Here is a 19255-nt window from a genome sequence, read left to right as displayed (position 1 = left end):
ATTTATCTGGAATAAGGCAGCACGCGAAACGAAGTCGTTAATGTCTGAGTTTCGCCGGCATCGATCCATGGCCGATCGTAAAAACGGGTGCAAGCCGCTTCAACACAGACAAACCGAGACACTTGATCGATCCCCACATCCCCTATCTCGGCAGCAGCAGCGCCGGGATTCCAAACCACTGTCGAACGGCTGCCCTGCTTTTGAATACCGATGACCCGCTGCCAACCATGATCAATCAGTCTCACCGCTGTCTCACTGTCATGGCCGAAGATCACGTCGGTTGCCTCCGGAAACATCACCGCGCCATGATGTAGGCGTGCTTGCATCCCTTGTAACTTATCCCGCACAGGCAAACCATCTAACCCTTGCAGTTCGACTTGAGCGCTATCAGACACCGCAAAATAGCTATGTAACGCCTGTGTCATCGCGATCGGCTGAGCAGTGAGGTTATGTGAGGTTAATGCCAGACTAAGTGCGCCTGCCTCAACCGTCACCTCAAGTGCAAGGGTCAAGCCATGCCACAGTGATGGCGGTGGCAGCAAACGCCAGCAGCCACCCTCGGCATTCATCGAGACACACTCCAGTGTCCAACGGGCTGTTCGCGCAACCCCATGTTTAGGTAGCGAAGCATCATCGATAGGCTCAGCAAACCAAGGCCAACACAGCGGCACACCACCACGAATAGCACCCCCAGCCGCCGGTTGATCCGTGAGCCAAAGCAGCGGCTGTTCACCAGCGGGGCGAAACAACAGCACTTGCCCACCCTGCAGCGCAATAACGAGCTCACCCCACGACTGCTTAAACACACAGAGATCATAACCGTGCCACTGTAGCTCAGTCTGTCCGCGTGCATAGCCTGAGATCGTTTGCTCAAGATCGCCTTGCCACGCTGTCTCATTCATCAAATCCTGCCTCGCCTGGTTAGGCTCTTCTGCTGTGCTATTTCGCTGAGCTATTTCGCTGAGCTATTTCGCTGAGCTATTGAGTTATGCTTTTTTGTACTTGGATATCAACAGCCTTCGGGCTTACATATTTGAGCCTCTGAAGCCGACTCGTCAGTATCGGTGCTATTTAATCGATATCATTAATCGATAGCGGTAAACTTGAAGACACTGGCGCCTTGCTCGGCACAACTCACCTGTTGACGCAGGGGCGCAAACAATTCACGTCCCATGCCCTGATGATGTTGCGCGGCAGTCGCCGGCATTGACTGCCCGCGTGATAACCAAGCGTCATCATCAGCGAGCAGTTGCAAAACACCCCGCTTGGCATCCACGCGAATCATATCGCCATTGACGACCTGAGCTAATGGGCCGCCCAAGCTCGCTTCAGGCCATACATGAATCGCCGCAGGCACTTTGCCTGAGGCGCCGGACATCCGGCCATCGGTCACCAAGGCCACCTTAAAACCGCGATCTTGCAGCGTACCAAGAAAAGGCGTTAGCTTATGTAGCTCGGGCATACCATTGGCTTTCGGCCCCTGATAACGCACCACAGCAACAAAATCACGATTCAGTTTACCCGACTCAAACGCTTCTTTAACCTCATCTTGATCGTCAAACACGATCGCCGGCGCTTCAACCACTTGATTCTCTAGCGCGACCGCTGAGACTTTAATGACACCACGTCCCAGGTTCCCCTGCATCAGCTTTAAGCCGCCATCGGCACTAAAAGGCTCAGCAACGCGGCTCAACACGGAGCAATCAAGCGATGCGGTGATACCATCACGCCAGATCAATTGATCATTTTCAATCGCGGGTTCTTGAGTGTATCGAGACAAGCCGCGGCCAACCACCGTCATCACATCGTCATGCAATAAGCCCGCCGATAGCAACTCACGCACCAGATAAGCCACGCCACCCGCGGCCTGAAAGTGATTAATATCGGCATCACCATTGGGGTAAACCTTAGCTAACAACGGCACGACCGCCGATAGCTCGGCAAAATCATCCCAATTAATAATAATACCCGCCGCACGGGCAATCGCGATTAGATGCAGGGTATGATTGGTCGAGCCGCCGGTGGCCAGCAGCGCCACCAGCGCATTCACTAATGAACGCTCATTCACGATGTGATACAGCGGCGTGAATTCACCATTCTGCTGTGTCAGGCGCACCACCTGCTGCGCCGCCTCTCGGGTTAGAGCATCGCGCATCGACGTACCGGGATTAACAAAAGAGGCACCCGGTAGATGTAACCCCATCATCTCGACAATCATCTGATTGCTGTTAGCCGTACCATAAAAGGTGCAAGTACCGGCACTATGGTAAGAGTCCGACTCGCACTGTAATAACGCCGCACGATCCACCTTACCTTCGGCATACAGCTGTCGAATCTTCGCCTTTTCTTTATTCGGCAGGCCGCTTGGCATCGGCCCTGCGGGTACAAACAACGTCGGCAAATGACCAAAGCGGAGCGCGCCAATCAATAGCCCCGGCACAATTTTATCGCACACGCCTAAATATAACGCCGCATCAAACATATTATGAGATAAGCCCACCGCCGTCGCCATCGCGATCACATCTCGGCTAAATAAGCTCAACTCCATACCCGGCTGTCCCTGCGTCACGCCATCACACATGGCCGGTACACCGGCGGCAAACTGAGCCACCGAGCCCATCTCATGTACCGCTTGACGAATGATATCGGGGAACGTCTTGAAGGGTTGATGGGCCGATAACATATCGTTATAGGCGGAAATAATACTCACATTGACCGCATTAGTTAACGTCAACGCCTGTTTATCTTCGGTATCGCAAGCGGCAAAGCCGTGAGCTAAATTACCGCATGATAAGCGCGCACGATGAACACCCCGCTCTTCGGCAGCCTGCATCTGCCTTACATACGCGGCTCGACTGTCCTGACTCCGCTCGATAATTCGGGCGGTAACTTGCTCAATAACACTGTGCATAGTGGCTCCTGAATCAAACGTATGAAAAAACCTATCGCTAAAACGCGTACAGATAAACCAATATACCTGACAATAAATAGCCTAAACAGTCCGACAACGGTTGTTAGAGGGCTGAGGAGCTAGATTGGTAAATGGATCGTCAGCATCGCAGGCACTGTATCATTAGCGACTCGCAAGATCAGGGTCACATTAATCGAGCGTTTTTATTCACCGAGGCCGATATAAAAACGGGGTAAAAATTTCTTTTTACCCCGTTGAGTTGCCAACAGATAAGGCTGTAAACATTATCGCGTGACGCGTTAGTTCTTAAATTTCTTGATTTCACCCGACTGCAAACGTGACAGATAGGATTTCAAATCAACTTTAACCAAGCTCATCAAGAAGTACAGACCTATAATATTGACGACCGCCATAGCGAAGATGGAAGCATCGGAGAAATCGATCACGGGGCCAAGATTGGCCGCCGCACCGATGATGACAAAAAGACAAAAGATGACTTTAAATACAAGCTCAGCGGTTTTACCCTCACCAAAGAGATAAGTCCAAGCCTTTAAGCCATAGTAAGACCAGCTAATCATGGTGGAAAAAGCGAACAGGACGACGGCAATCGCAAGGACATAAGGAAACCAAGAGAAAGCCGAACCAAACGCTGCCGAAGTCAGTGCTACACCGGAAGAACCATCCGCTGTAATAATACGACCACTCTCACCCACCAGATACAAACCCGTTGCCGGATCAATGGTTAACTGACCAGTGATAATAATCACCAAGGCCGTCATCGTACAGATCACCACGGTATCGATGAACGGTTCAAGCAACGAAACAAACCCTTCGGTAATCGGCTCTTTAGTGCGCACCGCCGAGTGAGCAATCGCCGCTGAACCAACACCCGCTTCATTCGAAAAAGCCGCCCGTTTAAAGCCTTGAATCAAGGCACCGACAAAACCACCGGCGATCCCCAGCCCAGTAAAGGCCCCCTCAAAAATCTGACCAAATGCCCAGCCGACCTTATCGAGATTCATGAGAATGATCGCTAACGATGCCAGCACGTAAAGAATGCCCATAAAGGGCACCACTTTTTCTGTTACATTCGCAATCGACTTGATCCCCCCAACAATCACCGAAAACACGATGATTGAAAAAATAACGCCGGTAATCCAACCAGGATAATCGCCGACAATACTACTGATCTGTGCATGCGCCTGATTCGCCTGAAACATATTACCGCCACCGAGAGCGCCCAAGATACAAAAGATCGAGAACAACACCGCCAGTATGCCGCCCCCCGGAAGCCCCTTCTCCTTAAAGCCTTTGGAGATGTAATACATAGGGCCACCCGAAACCGTACCATCGGCATATTCATTACGGTATTTCACCGCCAGTGAACACTCGGTAAATTTCGAAGCCATCCCCATCAAGCCGGCTAAAATCATCCAGAAGGTTGCACCCGGCCCGCCAATACTCACCGCCACCGCCACACCGGCGATATTACCTAACCCCACCGTTCCCGATAGCGCGGTCGCCAACGCCTGAAAGTGAGACACCTCACCGGCATCATCAGGATCCGAATAATCGCCCTTAATCAAACCGATCGAATGCTTCACCGCCCGAAATTGAATAAAGCCAAAATAGAAGGTGAAGACCGTGGCCCCAGTAACCAACCAGAGGACGATCCACGGAAAACTCGTACCGGGTAAGGGCGCAAAAATTAAATTAACAAACCAACCGGTTGCTAAAGCAAACGCCTCATTGACAGTCTGATCGATGCTCCCCTCTTCGGCCAATACCGATGCGCTAGAGAAACACAACAAGAGAGTCATAAGGATACTGCTAAGTGTTTTTTGAATACGCATAAGAGAGCCTCAATTAACAACGGTGACTGGAACGCTCGCACTCATCACCAACTTGGCGGTGACACTGCCAAACAGTTTTGCCGCTAACCCACTCTCTGTCGAGCGAGCCACAACAATCTGCTGCGCCTTCTCTTTGATTGCCACTGAGTTCAATAATTCGGCAGCATCCCCATGTAATACACGTCCCCCCGCGACAAAACCTTCCAACTTCATCGCTTCTAATGCCGGTGTAATCACACGTTCCGATGCCTGTTTGATCTCCTGTTCCCGTCGCTGATGCCGCCTCGCATTTTCTTCGGCTGTTTGGAAACTATAAGGAGACCACTCAATGACATAAACCAGTTCGATCATACAGTCACCAATCAGCGTTGATAGCTGCTTGGCATACGTCAATGCACGCTCTCCAGGCTCACTTCCATCTAAACCAACAATCAATTTTGTTGACATGTTCATCTCCTTTATATTGCCTATATCAACATTGAGTATAGGCACCGATTGTCGATCATGTGAAAAATTAGGCCACAATAGCGATCGCGGGCTTAATACGTTCATGTCAGTCGGTGGTAGCATCAAAGGAACTAGTCACGTGAAAGTAGTCCATAGGAAAGTACATAGGAATCGTCGTGTTAATGCTATTCAAGCGCCCTAATACTCACGTCAGCAGCCATCACAAGGGGCACTAATCTCCGAATGAAAGCAGCGCATGAAAACAACGAATCGCTTCATGCGACAATGGGATGGATGCATAGCATTTTTGATCTCATGGCAATATGCTTGAATAGGCTTAAGTCAGCCTCGTTACCACTCTCCTAATAACATTCAACACGGAACTAAACGATGAACAGATCAGACATCAGCAATGCTCAAAATACACCGCCTACCGATGCTCAACAGAGACGCGCGGCTAAACCGGTCATCTGCTATGACGTGGACTGTTTACCTGCCTATGATGCTCAGCTATATCAACAAGCCAGACAAACCATGGAGAAAGTCGCTGAAGTCATGGTTGCACCGCGTGATGCGGCTTCGTTTCATGTCCCAGCTGGCCATTTCTGTCGCATCGTCAGTGTCGAAGGCCCACAGGTAGGCGATCTGAACCTATGGAATGCTACCGACCTATCTGAACGCTTCTATAGTGGCAAAACACGTCAGTTACACGCCAGCCATGTCACCACCGGCGACCGCTTATGGAGCAACCTTCCTAACCTACGCCCACTGGCAACCATCACCCACGATACCCTAGATTGGTATGGTTGGGATGCCGATGGCGCCGGTATTCACGATGTCATCGGCACCCGTTGCGATCCCTATACAAACAACCTATTAAAAGGGCTCGACTACCATCACTGCTGTCACTCTAATCTCACCCGCGCGTTAGCCAAACATCAAGCGCTACCCCTGAGTGAAGCCGAAGCCCATGTGCATGACGTACTCAATGTCTTTATGTGCACCGGCTTTACCCGCGATACCCATCAATATTTTATGAAAGCGAGCCCCGTGCGCCCGGGTGACTTCATTGAATTCTTTGCGGAGATAGACCTACTCGGCGCCCTCTCGGCTTGCCCCGGTGGCGATTGCGGCAGTAGCCATTCAGATGACAGTACGCCCTGCTATCCGCTGTTGGTGGAGATCTATCAACCAGCCGAAGGTGCTTTATGTGACTGGCAATCGCCTCCAACCAACGGCTATCGCGGCCAACATGGTTTGTAAGCGTATATCATCAAGCGGATTAAACAGCGCTGCTGCGATCTAGAGCAGCATTCGGTGACGCTTACTTTCTCTAACGTCTATTTCAAGTGCCGCTATTCCATCGGTAGCGGCGAAGATCCGCGATGGTAACCTCAGCAACGGCAATATAGACGTGCTAACAACATCAGAACAACACCATCCAGCGCTCTATTTAACTTGATGGTTGCTAACGAAACTGACCGACCCATCGAGCGAGGCTCAATGGGTCGGTGGGGAATGATCAGCGCAACGAGGAGTAGCCGCATGCGTCAACAAGGTATCATCTTGACGCAGTTTACCTACCAGCTGTAATCCCAGCGGCACGCCATTTTCATCGGCGATACCCAGCACATTAACAACGGGTAAACCCATTGCCTGCCAAGGCCGACTCATATGCGGCGCCCCCGTCGCATCATGACCTAAAGGCGCAATATCTGGTGCCGCGGGCGTCAGAATAGCGTCCGCCTCTGGCGCCAACGACCACAGCCAATCACGGCAGGCTTGTACCGCATCGAGTGAGGCGACATAGGTTGCCCGATCCATCGATAAGCCCTGCTCAATTAAGGCCGCTAGGGAAGGTGCGAATAAGTCAATTACGCCTCTGGCTTACAGAGAATATAACGGACTTATTCGCACCTACCTTAGCTGTACAGCCTTTGATGGCCAGTGAAGGCTAACCCTAGGCACTGCGAGAGCTTTAAGCAAACCAATGTCGCGTTCTATTGGCAAACCAAACCAGACTCAACATCACCGGCACTTCAACCAACACCCCGACAACCGTTGCTAACGCAGCACCTGAGTGTAAGCCAAACAATGAGATCGCCACAGCCACCGCTAACTCAAAAAAGTTAGAGGTGCCAATCATACATGCCGGTGCCGCTATGTTATGGGGTAAGCTTAATTTTTTAGCGATGAAATAAGCGATCGCAAAAATACCATAGGTCTGAATCAGTAAGGGAATCGCAATTAAGACAATCGCTTGCGGCTGATTCAGTATGGTCGGCGCTTGAAAACCAAATAACAGAACAACGGTTGTCAGCAAGCCGATCACCGACCAAGGCTTGAGTGTCGCTAATAATTGCTCGAGCGAGGTGTGATTATCCTTATGATCAACGAGTTTTCGCGTCATCGCGCCGGCCGCCAAAGGAATAACCACATACAACACCACCGAGAGTAGCAGAGTGTCCCAAGGAACTGAGATATCCGTCACGCCTAGCAGGAAGCCCGCAATCGGCGCGAACGCAAAGATCATAATAATATCGTTAACGGATACCTGCGCTAACGTATAGTTAGGGTCGCCTTTGGTTAGCTGACTCCAAACAAATACCATCGCTGTACAGGGAGCAACGCCCAATAAAATCATCCCAGCGATATATTCATTGGCGGTTGCAGGATCGACCCAATCAACAAAAATACCTTTAAAAAACAACCAACCTAAGAACGCCATGCTAAATGGCTTGAGTAACCAATTGACGCTCAGCGTCAGCAATAATCCCTTTGGTTTCTTACCCACATCTTTGAGAGATGAAAAGTCAATTTGCACCATCATCGGATAAATCATCAACCAAATCAGTAATGCCACCACCAGATTCACATGTGCATATTCCAACGCTGCGATGATTTCAAAAAAACCAGGCAACCCACTACCCAGCGAAACACCGCCAATAATCGCGATACCGACCCATACACTCAGGTAGCGCTCAAAGTTACCCATAGCTACTCTCCTTTGCCAATGATGTTAGCAATAAAAAATCGTTTATCTTTAAAACAACGGCCAACGGTATCAGCCTGCGTTAATCGGCATTGCTCTTATGTAGAAATAACAGAATCGAATACAGTATTTCATTGATTGACCATCGCGTTTATCAACCCACCACAACGCGTCAGCTGAATTTCAAGAGTTGAATATCCGTGACAGGCGCTCAGTGTCAATGATCCATACAGTTAGCCATACGATTGAAATGCAGCGCTCAGCTAAGGAAGGTGCGAATAAGTCCGTTATGTTCTCTGTCAGCCAGAGGCGTAATTGACTTATTCGCACCTTCCCTAACAACAGAATGAACGGGTTCGCTCGGGCCTATTGCCCATACGTTCAAGTCGCTGCAGGTTGTCCGCTATGAACGCTGCGTTATGCTGCAGAGTGTCGCGCAGCACGATTTTTGTCCATTCAGGCAGCGATTGATTAATACTGTAGAACACCCATTTCTCTTGCCGCCTATCGGTTAATAAACCGCAATTTCGCAAATGCGCGAGATGCCGAGATATTTTCGGTTGACTCTCATTGAGCGCTTCCATCAGCTCACAAACACACAGTTCTTGCTCTGAAGTCATTAGCAACAAACAACGCAGGCGTGTTTCATCTGCAAGACATTTATAAAACTGTAGCGGCGACATAGAGACACTCTCTTTTTCTGCAGGACTAACAAAGACATTTAAATCTATTTATTGAGTTCTTCGAGATCATTTCGATCGAAAGAGACGATCACACGTCTAGCAGGAGTGCGTCTCTCTAGCGTATCAAGCGCTATCTGAGATATCGCTCATGCGCTGCACAAGCTTCTATCGCTGACACGTCGATACCCAACGCCTATATATATGATATTTCATATGTAGACTATATATGAAATATCATATATGTCAACTTAAAAACGATCCGCACATAGACTTACCTTAGGGAAGGTGCGAATAAGTCCGTTATGTTCTCTGTAAGCCAAAGGCGTAATTGACTTATTCGCACCTTCCTTAGGCAAACGAATAGCCACTGATCACGGCCTAATCACATCAAAGCGGCGCCGAAAAAGCACTGCCGCTCGTCGGCAGCCCTGACGAAGCGATTAATCAAAGAGAAAGCAGTAGAAAAGCAGCTTCGATTACCATCATCCTTGATGATTGATCGAACTGCCGCCTTCGACAAAGGCCTTAAAATCTTTTGCCGTTAGCGGCCGACTAAAATAAAACCCTTGAATGAGATCGCTTTGCGTCGTTCTCAGCAGAGTCAATTGCTCCGTTGTTTCAACCCCCTCGATAACCACCGATAGACGTAACGCTTTTGCCATGGCAATGATCGCTAACACAATCTGCACCTCATCTTCGTTATCCGGTATCCCGATGATGAATGAACGATCAACTTTTAACTCATCTAAGGGAAAGCGTTTCAAATAACTCAGTGACGAGTAGCCAGTGCCAAAATCATCGATCGATAAACCAATGCCTAGTTCTTTTAAACTCGATAATAATGTAACACTGGCCTCAACATCTTGCATTGCTAGACTCTCTGTTAGCTCCAGCATGAGTAAAGAGGGTGTTAAACCCGTCGTCTTTAAAGCCGTTTTAACGTGCTCTTTATAATTGACCTCTTTAAATTGCTGACCCGAAACGTTAACTGACACCTTAATATTGCCCAGCCCTGAAAGCTCCCACTCGCGGGCCTGTCGACAAGCCTCATTTAAAACCCAATCACCGATATCCAAAATCAAACCGCTTTCTTCCGCCAGTGGAATAAAGACAACCGGTGAAATCATCCCTTTTTCTGGGTGTAGCCATCGCACTAATGCTTCGGCAGCACTCACTCTGCCCGTCATAATGTCAACTTTAGGCTGATAGAGTAAGATCAATTCATTATTTTCAAGTGCTTTATGTAAAGCCGTTTCTAATTCAATCTTTTCCTTCAAATCTTGACTGTTGGTTTGCGAATAAAAGCGGATAAGTTCAACACTGTCCGTTTTTGACTGACGCATCGCCGTACTGGCGGTATTGATCAAATCATCCCCCAACAGCCCATCATCAGGCGAAATAGTGATACCGATACGCGAGTTAACAAAGAGTTCATTGCCGTTAATATCGAACGGTTTTGAAATTTCACTGATAATCTGCCTAGCAATAGATGCCGCATGATTTCGCTCTCTGACGGAGGGAACCAACACACCAAACTCATCACCGGCAAGTCGGGCCGGATAAATTTCTGCTTCATGGAGGTCGACATGAAGTAGTTTATTACGACTGTCCACGACCCCTTTGATGCGTTGCGCTACTTGAAACAGGAGTGCATCGCCAAACTGTATACCGAAGGATTCGTTGACCTGACCAAAACGGTCCAGACCGATACTCAACAAGGCCGTTCTATTGTCATTGATCTGATCATACTTTAAAGCCCAGTCCATTTTTTCTCGGAGGGACTTTCGGTTAGCGAGCTTTGTCAGCGCATCGAAACTCGACAATTGATCGACATACGCTTTCAATGTCAGAGTATTTCGCAGTCTAAGTTTTAATTCACTCGCATCAACAGGTTTCGACAAAAAGTCTGTTGCTCCAAGCTCTAATGCTCTTAACTTAGAAAAAGAGTCTGATGATGACGTCAACACAATAACCGGCAGATATGCAAACTCTCGATGTGCTCGAATGCGTTCAAGCACATCAAAACCGCTAACCTCAGGCATCACTAAATCAAGAAATAGTATATCTGGCCGCTGATGGGTCAATACATCGAAGGCTTTTTTCGAATCCTCAACACTGATAAACCGTGAATAACCGGCCTCTTCCAGATGAGCCTGTACAATTTCCATCATAATAGGCTCATCATCGACCATCATGATAAGCGCATTATTGTCCGTTAACTCACTCATAAACCCATCTCAAATAACAAAACATTCACACTTTAATTCTGCTATTAATTTGATTAATTACCTTAATTATCGCTGCGCATTCAGACTGATTTTCCATACGCGCGGCGTTTTCTAAAGCGATGGCGATATCTGTGAATAGGTGAAATCCAACAGAGCCGCCAGACCCTTTCAACCAGTGCGCATCGTTTTTTAACGTTTCAAAATCAGTCTGCTTGACAGCAGACTCCATCTCTTGAATTTTAGGCCCCAATTTAATCACAAACTTGTTAACAATTGCCTTAAATTTTTCACCATGTTGAGCCAGTTCAGAGGTCACTTCATCTGGCACTGACCAGTGATGCGCCATCTCAGACTGCTCCGACGGGGTTGATGAGCGATCGTTAATTTGGCTTTTTTGTTGCGCCCCCAAATTAACCTGCGCAACAACTTTCTCCATCGCGGCCATCAGCATACTAATATCCGTAGCATTTTTCTCTCTCAAGGCTTGCTCAAGCTGCCTAGCTAAATCGGTTAACTTGGGGAAGCCGATCGAGCCCGCTGATCCTTTCATCCAATGCGCCTGTCGACTCAACGCCTCATTATCATTTGCCTGTAAAGAGGCCTGCATCAATGGAAAAGCTTCGTTTAAACGCGTAATAAAATGCGCAATAATTTCAGCAAACTTGGGGTTATTTGAGGGTAACTCGGAATAGAGCGGCGTTAAGCCACTCAATGCGGAAGCGACTAACTCGGGTCGGGTGTTGTGCTGCTCAACCTCAGAGTCACCTACAGCAATCTCTTCAACAAACTCTGTTTGTTTAACCGCCCCTAACTCTTTTACCAATAGCAATAGCAATTTATCAATGCTGATCGGCTTACTCATATAGCCGGAATATCCCGCATCCAAACACTGCTGTTCGATCCCTTTCATCGCATGAGCGGTCAAGGCGATCACCGGCACGTTAAGCCCCTGCTCTCGTATCGCTTTCACTGCACTATAACCATCCATACGTGGCATTTGCACATCCATCAAAATCAGATCATATTGTTGCGCGGCAATTTTAGCCAAGGCATCCATACCGTCAACCGCTTCATCGGTATGCAAACCCTGCTCTTCGACAACCAATCGCATCAGCTCTCGGTTCTCAGCACCATCGTCGACAACCAATATTTTAGCTTCTGGGAATATCCAGCGAGCGCCCTGCGCCATACTCAAGCGATCTTGCCAGTTGAGGATAGTCTCAGCATCAATGAAGGTGACCGGCCCTTCCGTGCGTATATCAAGTTCAAGAAAGAACTGACTGCCTTTACCTTCTTGACTAGTTGCGTAAACATCACCATTCATCGCGGCGGCGAATTTTTTACTGATGGCTAACCCGAGCCCTGTACCACCAAAACGCCGCGTAATACTCGCATCCGCCTGAACAAAAGGATCAAATACTGTGCTCGCTTGTGCGTCGGTCATACCGATACCTGTATCTGCAACCTCAATGATCAAGCGTTTTTTATTTTTACTCAGTCGGGTATAAACGGTTATTTCGCCCTGTTCAGTAAACTTAATCGCATTACCTATTAAGTTAGTGACGATCTGTCGCAACCGAGCAGAGTCGCTCAACATGGTCTCAGGAATACTGCCTTCTGGTATATATTTCAGCCCAACGTTCTTTTCTTTCGCCTTAACAGACAGTACCTGAATGACCTCCTTTATGATCTGATACGGTTTACACTTGACCGATTCAACGTCTAAGTGACCCGCCTCTACCTTCGATAGATCAAGAATATCATTGATCAGATTTAATAAGTGCTCACCATTGACCAATATCGTGCTGAGATAGTGATCGTTCTTCTGTTCATCTTTACCATAACCTCTTCTCAACGCCTCAGTAAAACCCAGAATGGCATTCATCGGCGTCCGTATCTCATGACTCATATTGGCCAAGAAATCACTTTTAGCCTGATTCGCCGCTTCGGCTTCCTCTTTTGAACGACGCAGTTCAATCTCTTTCTCTTCCAGCTCAGTGATATCATCGAAACTGACCAAAACGCCGCCGGCTTTTCCCTTATCCGCTAAAACCGGAGAACAGTTCACCATGAACGTGCGCACGTCGCCCTCTAAGTCCAAGCGTACGACTTTATTCATAATCGTTTCGCCGGTTGTCAGCGCGGTATGCCAAGGGAAATCAGTCTCCGCCTCTGCCGGATCGACTTGACACCAAGGCAAACGCTTCACTTCATAGCCCATTAATGAGGTTGCTGAGCGTCCGAGAAGATCAGAAAACGCCTTATTCGCTAACACCACCTGATATTTTCGATCGAGGACAATCAAACCTTCAGCCATGGTATCTAAAGCAGCACGCACCCGATCGGGTACCGCCTGTGATGGATCGAGCTGTTTCAACATTTTGCGTAAATACAAGAAGTACAATAAATAGAGAAGCACAGAGCAAAACAGTAAAAACTGCACCGTAGGCCGCTGATAGAAGCCTACAATTCCCTCGCCATAGAGCGGCTCAAAACTTAACTCCAAGGTACCCCATTGTTGACGACCCGCAAAAAGAGGCACGCCCATCTGTCGATCTATTTGCTGCTCAAGTTGATTTTGATGCCAGATCTTTTGATGACCTTCGACTTCAACAACGAGGCGCTGATCATTCGTACGAATACCCGCCGATAGAATATCAGCATTTCGCTCTACAACCAGTTTAAGTACTGACTCTAGCCTTAGCAGATCAGATTGAGTAATCAAAATTGAACTATTCGCTGCCACGGCTTCCGCTAATGCAACGCGATCTTTCAAACGCGTGGCCAAAAAATCAGGTAACACACCCATAATAATAGCGATCAGAGCCACACTGATAAACATACTCACTTGACCCAAAGCGATACGACTCGTGGTGCTGCGAGCAGAGAATAGCTGCTTAAACCAACTCATGATGAACCTCTCTTATCACTATCATCCTCTTCATCTTCATCTTCATCTTCACTATCGTCCAAGGATTCAGCATCACTTTTAACCATTGAATCAAGAGACTCATGATCGTCCTCGAAATCCTGTGAATATTCATCCTCTTCAGTCGAGTAAGTTGACAAAATAGGCATCGGGTCGATAAATCGCCAAGCTGGTAAAGAGGTTAATACGGTACTCAATAACACCCCACTGCGCGCCAACCAAATCACATAACCAACAGAAAGCCCTGAAGACAGCGCAACGGAACCGCCCACCAATGTTGTGTTCAATGCATGCTCATACCTTGCATCCGTCTGCAGCTGCTCAATCCCTTTAATGAATTGATCAATGTCTTGCAATGCCAAAGGCTGAATCATGTTATTGAGCAGCGATTCAAATTGCAGCGTATTAATCTGCCGAGCAATCGCTTTATCGAGCGTGTTTACACTCAACGGCTCACTATCTTGATAGGCCGTATCAATAACAAATGTGACTGGCTGATTAACAATGACCACACCATCAGAATCTGCCGTAACGGTGACAAGCGGCGGTGAAGGTTGCGAAACCAGCGGGTCTTGTACTGCCACTATCTCTCCGTTGTCATCGCCCTCAACGTCAGCATCCGGCGTAACAATCGTGTCCTGTTCAGGCTCAGTAACAGTCAATAAAATCATATTACTAGTCGCTGACTCCGCAAAGCCCTGCTGATCGATATACTCAGCCACCACATAAACCTCTTTACCGATATCACTCCCCGTGAGTAAATAATCTTGATTGGTTGCGCCATTAATCATCACGCCGTCCCGATACCATTGATAGGTGATTACATCAATGCCATCGGGGTCTGAAATCGTATTATTCAGTGTTAATCGTTCTCCAACAGCAACGTTGCCACCAATGGATAGGCTGCCGCTGTAGGCATCATTAATGGCGGTGACGGCCGCGGTGGCAGCGCTATTCAACGGCCCTTCATCGAAGCCCTGATCATCGGTGATACTCACGCTCACCCGCACCTGCTGACCCACATCGGGATCATCGAGCGTGTAGCTATTACCGGTGGCCCCAGTGATATCACTCCAGGTAACACCATCGACAGACCGTTGCCATTGATAGCTGAAACTATTGCTTAGGCCATCCACATCACTGATAGCGCTGATATCGGCGGTGAGGGTTTCATCTTCGGTGGCGGTGCCGGTGATACTCGGTAGGCCAGTAATTGGATCGTTAGTAGTGATAACGGCCGCAGTGGCAGCGCTATTCAACGGCCCTTCATCGAAGCTCTGATCATCGGTGATACTCACGCTCACCCGCACCTGCTGACCCACATCGGGATCATCGAGCATGTAAGTGTTACCGGTCGCCCCAGTGATATCGCTCCAGGTAACACCATCGGCAGACCGTTGCCACTGATAGCTGAAACTACTGCTCAGGCCGTCAGGATCGCTGATAGCGCTGATATCGGCGGTGAGGGTTTCATCTTCGGTGGCGGTACCGCTGATGCTCGGTAGGCCAGTAATCGGATCATTAATGCCAGCCACTGCCGCGGTGGCAGCGCTATTCAGCGGCCCTTCATCGAAGCTCTGATCATCGGTGATACTCACGCTCACCCGCACCTGCTGACCCACATCGGGATCATCTAAGGTGTAAGTACTGCTCGTCGCCCCGCTGATATCGCTCCAAGTGACACCATCGGCAGACCGCTGCCATTGATAGCTGAAACTACTGCTCAGGCCGTCAGGATCGCTGATAGCGCTGATATCCGCCGTGAGGGTTTCATCTTCGGTGGCGGTGCCGCTGATGCTCGGTAGGCCAACGATCGGATCATTCACAGCGGTGACGGCCGAGGTGGCAGCGCTATTCAACGGCCCTTCATCGAAGCCCTGATCATCGGTGATACTCACGTTCACCCGAATCTGCTGACCGACATCAGGATCATCTAAGGTATAGGTGCTGCTTGTGGCACCACTGATATCGCTCCAAGTAACACCATCGGCGGACCGCTGCCATTGATAACTGAAGCTATTGCTTAGGCCATCCACATCACTGATAGCGCTGATATCGGCGGTAAGGGTTTCATCTTCGGTGGCGGTGCCGGTGATACTCGGTAGGCCAGTAATTGGATCGTTAGTAGTGATAACGGCCGCAGTGGCAGTGCTATACAGCGGCCCTTCATCGAAGCCCTGATCATCGGTGATACTCACGCTCACCCGCACCTGCTGACCCACATCGGGATCATCGAGCATGTAAGTGTTACCGGTCGCCCCAGTGATATCACTCCAGGTAAAACCATCGGCAGACCGCTGCCATTGATAGCTAAAGCTATTACTCAACCCATCAGGATCGCTGATAGCGCTGATATCGGCGGTGAGGGTTTCATCTTCGGTGGCGGTGCCGCTGATACTCGGTAGGCCAGCAATCGGATCATTCACAGCGGTGACGGCCGCGGTGGCAGCGCTATTCAACGGCCCTTCATTGAAGCCCTGATCATCGGTGATGCTCACGCTTACCCGAATTTGTTGGCCGACATCGGGATCATCTAAAGTGTAAGTACTGCTCGTCGCCCCACTGATATCGCTCCAAGTGACACCATCGGCGGACCGTTGCCATTGATAGTTGAAGCTATTGCTCAGGCCGTCAGGATCGCTGATAGCGCTGATATCGGCGGTAAGGGTTTCATCTTCGCTAGCGGTACCGCTGATGCTCGGTAGGCCAACGATCGAATCGTTAACGCTATTAATAGTGCCAACAGCACTACTGAATAGGGGGCCTTCATCGAAACCGTCATCATCCGTAATACTCACCGATACCCGCATGTACTGCCCCACATCCGGATCATCTAGAATGTAGGTGTCACTCGTGGCGCCGCTGATATCACTCCAAGTGATGCCATCGGCAGAACGTTGCCATTGATAGGTGAAGCTATTACTCAGGCCGTTGGCATCGCTGATACCGCTTGTATTGGCCGTCAGTTGTTGGTTTTCCATGGTACTGCCATTGACCTGAGGCAAGCCGCTGATAGGATCATTCGCGACCGTCACAAGCCCCGTGCTTGCACTCATGACGACCTCCTGAGTGCCTCCACCATCGGTATAACTAACCAACGCGCTAATTGAAGCCCCAACATCGGCCGCCACCAGCGTATAGTTATCGCCTGTTGCATCAGCAATGGTGACCCCATCCCGCTGCCACTGATAACTAAATGACCCCAAACCATCGGCATCATCTAAACTACTGACATCCAATGTCAAAGTCTGATCTTCTGTTAATGTACCATTGATATCCAAACTCCCCGTGGGCGATGCATTCACCGTTGCAGGGCCTTGGAAGTCAGTGAACGTGATCGCATTCAGGCTTTGAACGTTTGAAGTCAAGCCGATGTCTGAGCCATCGAAAAACAGAGACACCGTGCCATCTGTTGATCCGCTCACTAACGTGGTTTGAGTTAGATTCACGGCTAACACATCCTGTCTTTCACCTAAACCAGCAACCCCGTTATCGCCATCGAATGTTAGCAGAATAGTGCCCGCCTCTAAGTCGACACCGCCCACTGAATAATCATTTTCTACTAGCTCAATGCCAACCGGTTTGTCGGGAAATATATCATCGCCAAATATATCTTCTTCAGTGCCATCAACCAACGTGGTGACGACACCATCGGCTGGGTCTACTGTCAGGTCGCCAGGGTCGAATGTGTAAATACCGTAATCACCGCTGCCGTCACCGGTGACAGTGAATAGAAATGAACCGGCTTGCAGGCTGGTATCCCCGACAATAGTGGTCTCTTCGACCAGCGTGATCCCTTTGAGGTCTTTACCTGACGGATTGGAAAATAATAATGAAAAAGTGCCAGCGCTATAGTCTCCGGCTACATCAGGCCGAAAGATGAAAACATCTTCATCTTTAACACTTAAGCTATTGGTGCTGGTCAGCGTTTTATCGCTAGAGAGCGACAGCAGTACATCGCCACTTTGAAGATCGATCGAGGTGCCGCTACCAACACTGATATCGGTGGTCACATAGTGTATGGCGTCTACATTGGTGTTGTCGGTGAAAGTCTCAATATCGAAAACACTTGTCACTATCTCCAAGGTACTCGTAGTAGAGCCATAGCCGATAAGTGGCGCCGGTTCAAAATCCAGCACGTCACTATTCCCCCAAGCAGAAGGAAGGAATGGATCGATTTCCCCACTGACATCACCATCAGTCGATATCCAGAGATTGCCTGCCAACACCCCCGTCCAGCTCTGTTGGGTCGCCAGATCAACCGAGATAACGCTGTCTATCTGTCCGACCTGATATTCGAGTTGCCAATCACCACTCAGCGTTTCATGTCCAGTGAGATCATCACTGGCGGCGATATCCGCCGAGGTTAAGCCCGCGAGCGCCTGTACAAACGCTTCACCGTCAGATGTCTGAGCGACATTACAACCATAAAGGAGAATATCGGCATCATCGGTCAATGAGGCTTGCCAGCTGCTCAGTTGATCCGCATATTGATTCAGCGTATCACTACTCAATAAGCTGCTGCCTAGTTGCAGCTCGCCGTCGTCACCATGACTGATTAAATGAATCGTTTCGATACCGGAGTATTCACTTAATGCTGTAGTGATGCTATCGATGCCATCCTTATCGGGATTGATGAAGAGAGTAATGGCGTCATCGTTGGAATTGATGCCCTCTAATAAAGTAGCGGCATCCTCCACTCGGCTATCGACAATAATCAACTCTGTCACCGATGTCGTTTCGTTCAACGCACGACTTAAATCAGCATTCAAATCAGCACTGATATCACTACCTAGATCACTATCCGCCGCATCATTAAACTCGTTAGCAGACGAAAGCGCCGGAGGATACGACATATCACTAGCGTCATTAACGTCAGCAGCAGATAGACTCGGCATCAGGTTTTCGGCTGAGTGAGCCGAAGCAGGTTGAGGAAACGCTGTCAGGGTGAGTTGATCTAGGCTGACAATGCTATCGTTATCGAGCTCATCAGCGTAATCCATGGCAACAGACAGCATAGTGGAAACTGGGTCGGCCGATAATAACAAGCGTGGCTCTGCTCGTTCCAGCAAAAGCACTCTGTCTGAACGACTCTTAATATATGACTTTGACATCAGACCTCCAGTCTATTCCTTGCATCGTCATGACGATCAAACTCTCACGCTGCTAATCTCTCAAACATCAAGCTATCCATAGCCATTAAACGATCAAC

General features: G+C 48.9%; 11 protein-coding genes. 1 reads left to right on the top strand and 10 read right to left on the bottom strand.

Features of this window, described 5'->3' with window-relative positions; genetic code table 11:
* Positions 1–2: 2 nt before the first annotated feature.
* From Q4488_RS07980 to Q4488_RS07965, 4 genes are all read right to left on the bottom strand, one after another.
* Positions 3–902, bottom strand: a complete 900-nt coding sequence (locus Q4488_RS07980) for a D-hexose-6-phosphate mutarotase (protein WP_303579949.1) — start codon at positions 900–902, stop codon at positions 3–5.
* A 182-nt stretch (positions 903–1084) separates the two neighbouring features.
* A complete protein-coding gene (edd, locus tag Q4488_RS07975; RefSeq protein WP_303579948.1) occupies positions 1085–2911 on the bottom strand; it encodes a phosphogluconate dehydratase in 1827 nt (608 codons plus the stop codon).
* Between the two features lie 299 nt (positions 2912–3210).
* The gene (locus Q4488_RS07970) at positions 3211–4731 is read right to left on the bottom strand and encodes a sodium:alanine symporter family protein (RefSeq protein WP_303579947.1); all 1521 of its coding nucleotides are present in this window, start codon (positions 4729–4731) and stop codon (positions 3211–3213) included.
* Between the two features lie 42 nt (positions 4732–4773).
* A complete protein-coding gene (locus Q4488_RS07965) occupies positions 4774–5211 on the bottom strand; it encodes a universal stress protein (protein ID WP_303579946.1) in 438 nt (145 codons plus the stop codon).
* A 390-nt stretch (positions 5212–5601) separates the two neighbouring features.
* Between Q4488_RS07965 and Q4488_RS07960 the strand changes: the two genes are divergently transcribed.
* Entirely contained in the window at positions 5602–6474 is an 873-nt protein-coding gene (locus tag Q4488_RS07960; protein ID WP_303579945.1) for a DUF1989 domain-containing protein, read from the top strand.
* Positions 6475–6711: 237 nt separating this feature from the next.
* Here Q4488_RS07960 and Q4488_RS07955 read toward each other — a convergent pair whose 3' ends face one another.
* The 6 genes from Q4488_RS07955 to Q4488_RS07930 form a co-directional block, all read right to left on the bottom strand.
* Positions 6712–7035: a hypothetical protein gene (locus Q4488_RS07955; RefSeq protein WP_303579944.1), complete on the bottom strand. Its 324-nt coding sequence runs from the start codon at positions 7033–7035 to the stop codon at positions 6712–6714.
* Between the two features lie 154 nt (positions 7036–7189).
* A complete protein-coding gene (gene arsB, locus Q4488_RS07950; protein ID WP_303579943.1) occupies positions 7190–8206 on the bottom strand; it encodes an ACR3 family arsenite efflux transporter in 1017 nt (338 codons plus the stop codon).
* A 332-nt stretch (positions 8207–8538) separates the two neighbouring features.
* The gene (locus Q4488_RS07945; RefSeq protein ID WP_303579942.1) at positions 8539–8886 is read right to left on the bottom strand and encodes a metalloregulator ArsR/SmtB family transcription factor; all 348 of its coding nucleotides are present in this window, start codon (positions 8884–8886) and stop codon (positions 8539–8541) included.
* A gap of 482 nt (positions 8887–9368) precedes the next feature.
* Positions 9369–11114 (bottom strand): bifunctional diguanylate cyclase/phosphodiesterase, encoded by a 1746-nt coding sequence (locus Q4488_RS07940; RefSeq protein ID WP_303579941.1) that lies wholly within the window; start codon positions 11112–11114, stop codon positions 9369–9371.
* A 25-nt stretch (positions 11115–11139) separates the two neighbouring features.
* Positions 11140–14025, bottom strand: coding sequence for a response regulator (locus Q4488_RS07935; RefSeq protein ID WP_303579940.1), 2886 nt, complete (start codon positions 14023–14025; stop codon positions 11140–11142).
* Complete coding sequence (locus tag Q4488_RS07930) at positions 14022–19157, bottom strand: DUF4347 domain-containing protein (protein WP_303579939.1); 5136 nt, start codon at positions 19155–19157, stop codon at positions 14022–14024. The genes Q4488_RS07935 and Q4488_RS07930 overlap by 4 nt, the downstream gene beginning before the upstream one ends.
* Positions 19158–19255 lie beyond the last annotated feature (98 nt).

Origin of the sequence: Amphritea sp. 1_MG-2023, from assembly GCF_030547545.1 — a bacterium.
Taxonomy (GTDB): Bacteria; Pseudomonadota; Gammaproteobacteria; order Pseudomonadales; family Balneatricaceae; genus Amphritea.
Note: the sequence above shows the minus strand (reverse complement) of the source record. Positions and strands in the feature narration are given on the sequence as shown.

Excerpts from the sequence above, each read along its gene's own strand:
- Q4488_RS07945 (WP_303579942.1), bottom strand. The coding sequence starts at position 8,886 with ATGTCGCCGCTACAGTTTTATAAATGTCTTGCAGATGAAACACGCCTG.
- Q4488_RS07960 (WP_303579945.1), top strand. The coding sequence starts at position 5,602 with ATGAACAGATCAGACATCAGCAATGCTCAAAATACACCGCCTACCGAT.
- Q4488_RS07965 (WP_303579946.1), bottom strand. The coding sequence starts at position 5,211 with ATGTCAACAAAATTGATTGTTGGTTTAGATGGAAGTGAGCCTGGAGAG.
- arsB (WP_303579943.1), bottom strand. The coding sequence starts at position 8,206 with ATGGGTAACTTTGAGCGCTACCTGAGTGTATGGGTCGGTATCGCGATT.
- Q4488_RS07940 (WP_303579941.1), bottom strand. The coding sequence starts at position 11,114 with ATGAGTGAGTTAACGGACAATAATGCGCTTATCATGATGGTCGATGAT.
- Q4488_RS07955 (WP_303579944.1), bottom strand. The coding sequence starts at position 7,035 with ATGGATCGGGCAACCTATGTCGCCTCACTCGATGCGGTACAAGCCTGC.
- Q4488_RS07935 (WP_303579940.1), bottom strand. The coding sequence starts at position 14,025 with ATGAGTTGGTTTAAGCAGCTATTCTCTGCTCGCAGCACCACGAGTCGT.
- Q4488_RS07930 (WP_303579939.1), bottom strand. The coding sequence starts at position 19,157 with ATGTCAAAGTCATATATTAAGAGTCGTTCAGACAGAGTGCTTTTGCTG.
- Q4488_RS07970 (WP_303579947.1), bottom strand. The coding sequence starts at position 4,731 with ATGACTCTCTTGTTGTGTTTCTCTAGCGCATCGGTATTGGCCGAAGAG.
- Q4488_RS07980 (WP_303579949.1), bottom strand. The coding sequence starts at position 902 with ATGAATGAGACAGCGTGGCAAGGCGATCTTGAGCAAACGATCTCAGGC.
- edd (WP_303579948.1), bottom strand. The coding sequence starts at position 2,911 with ATGCACAGTGTTATTGAGCAAGTTACCGCCCGAATTATCGAGCGGAGT.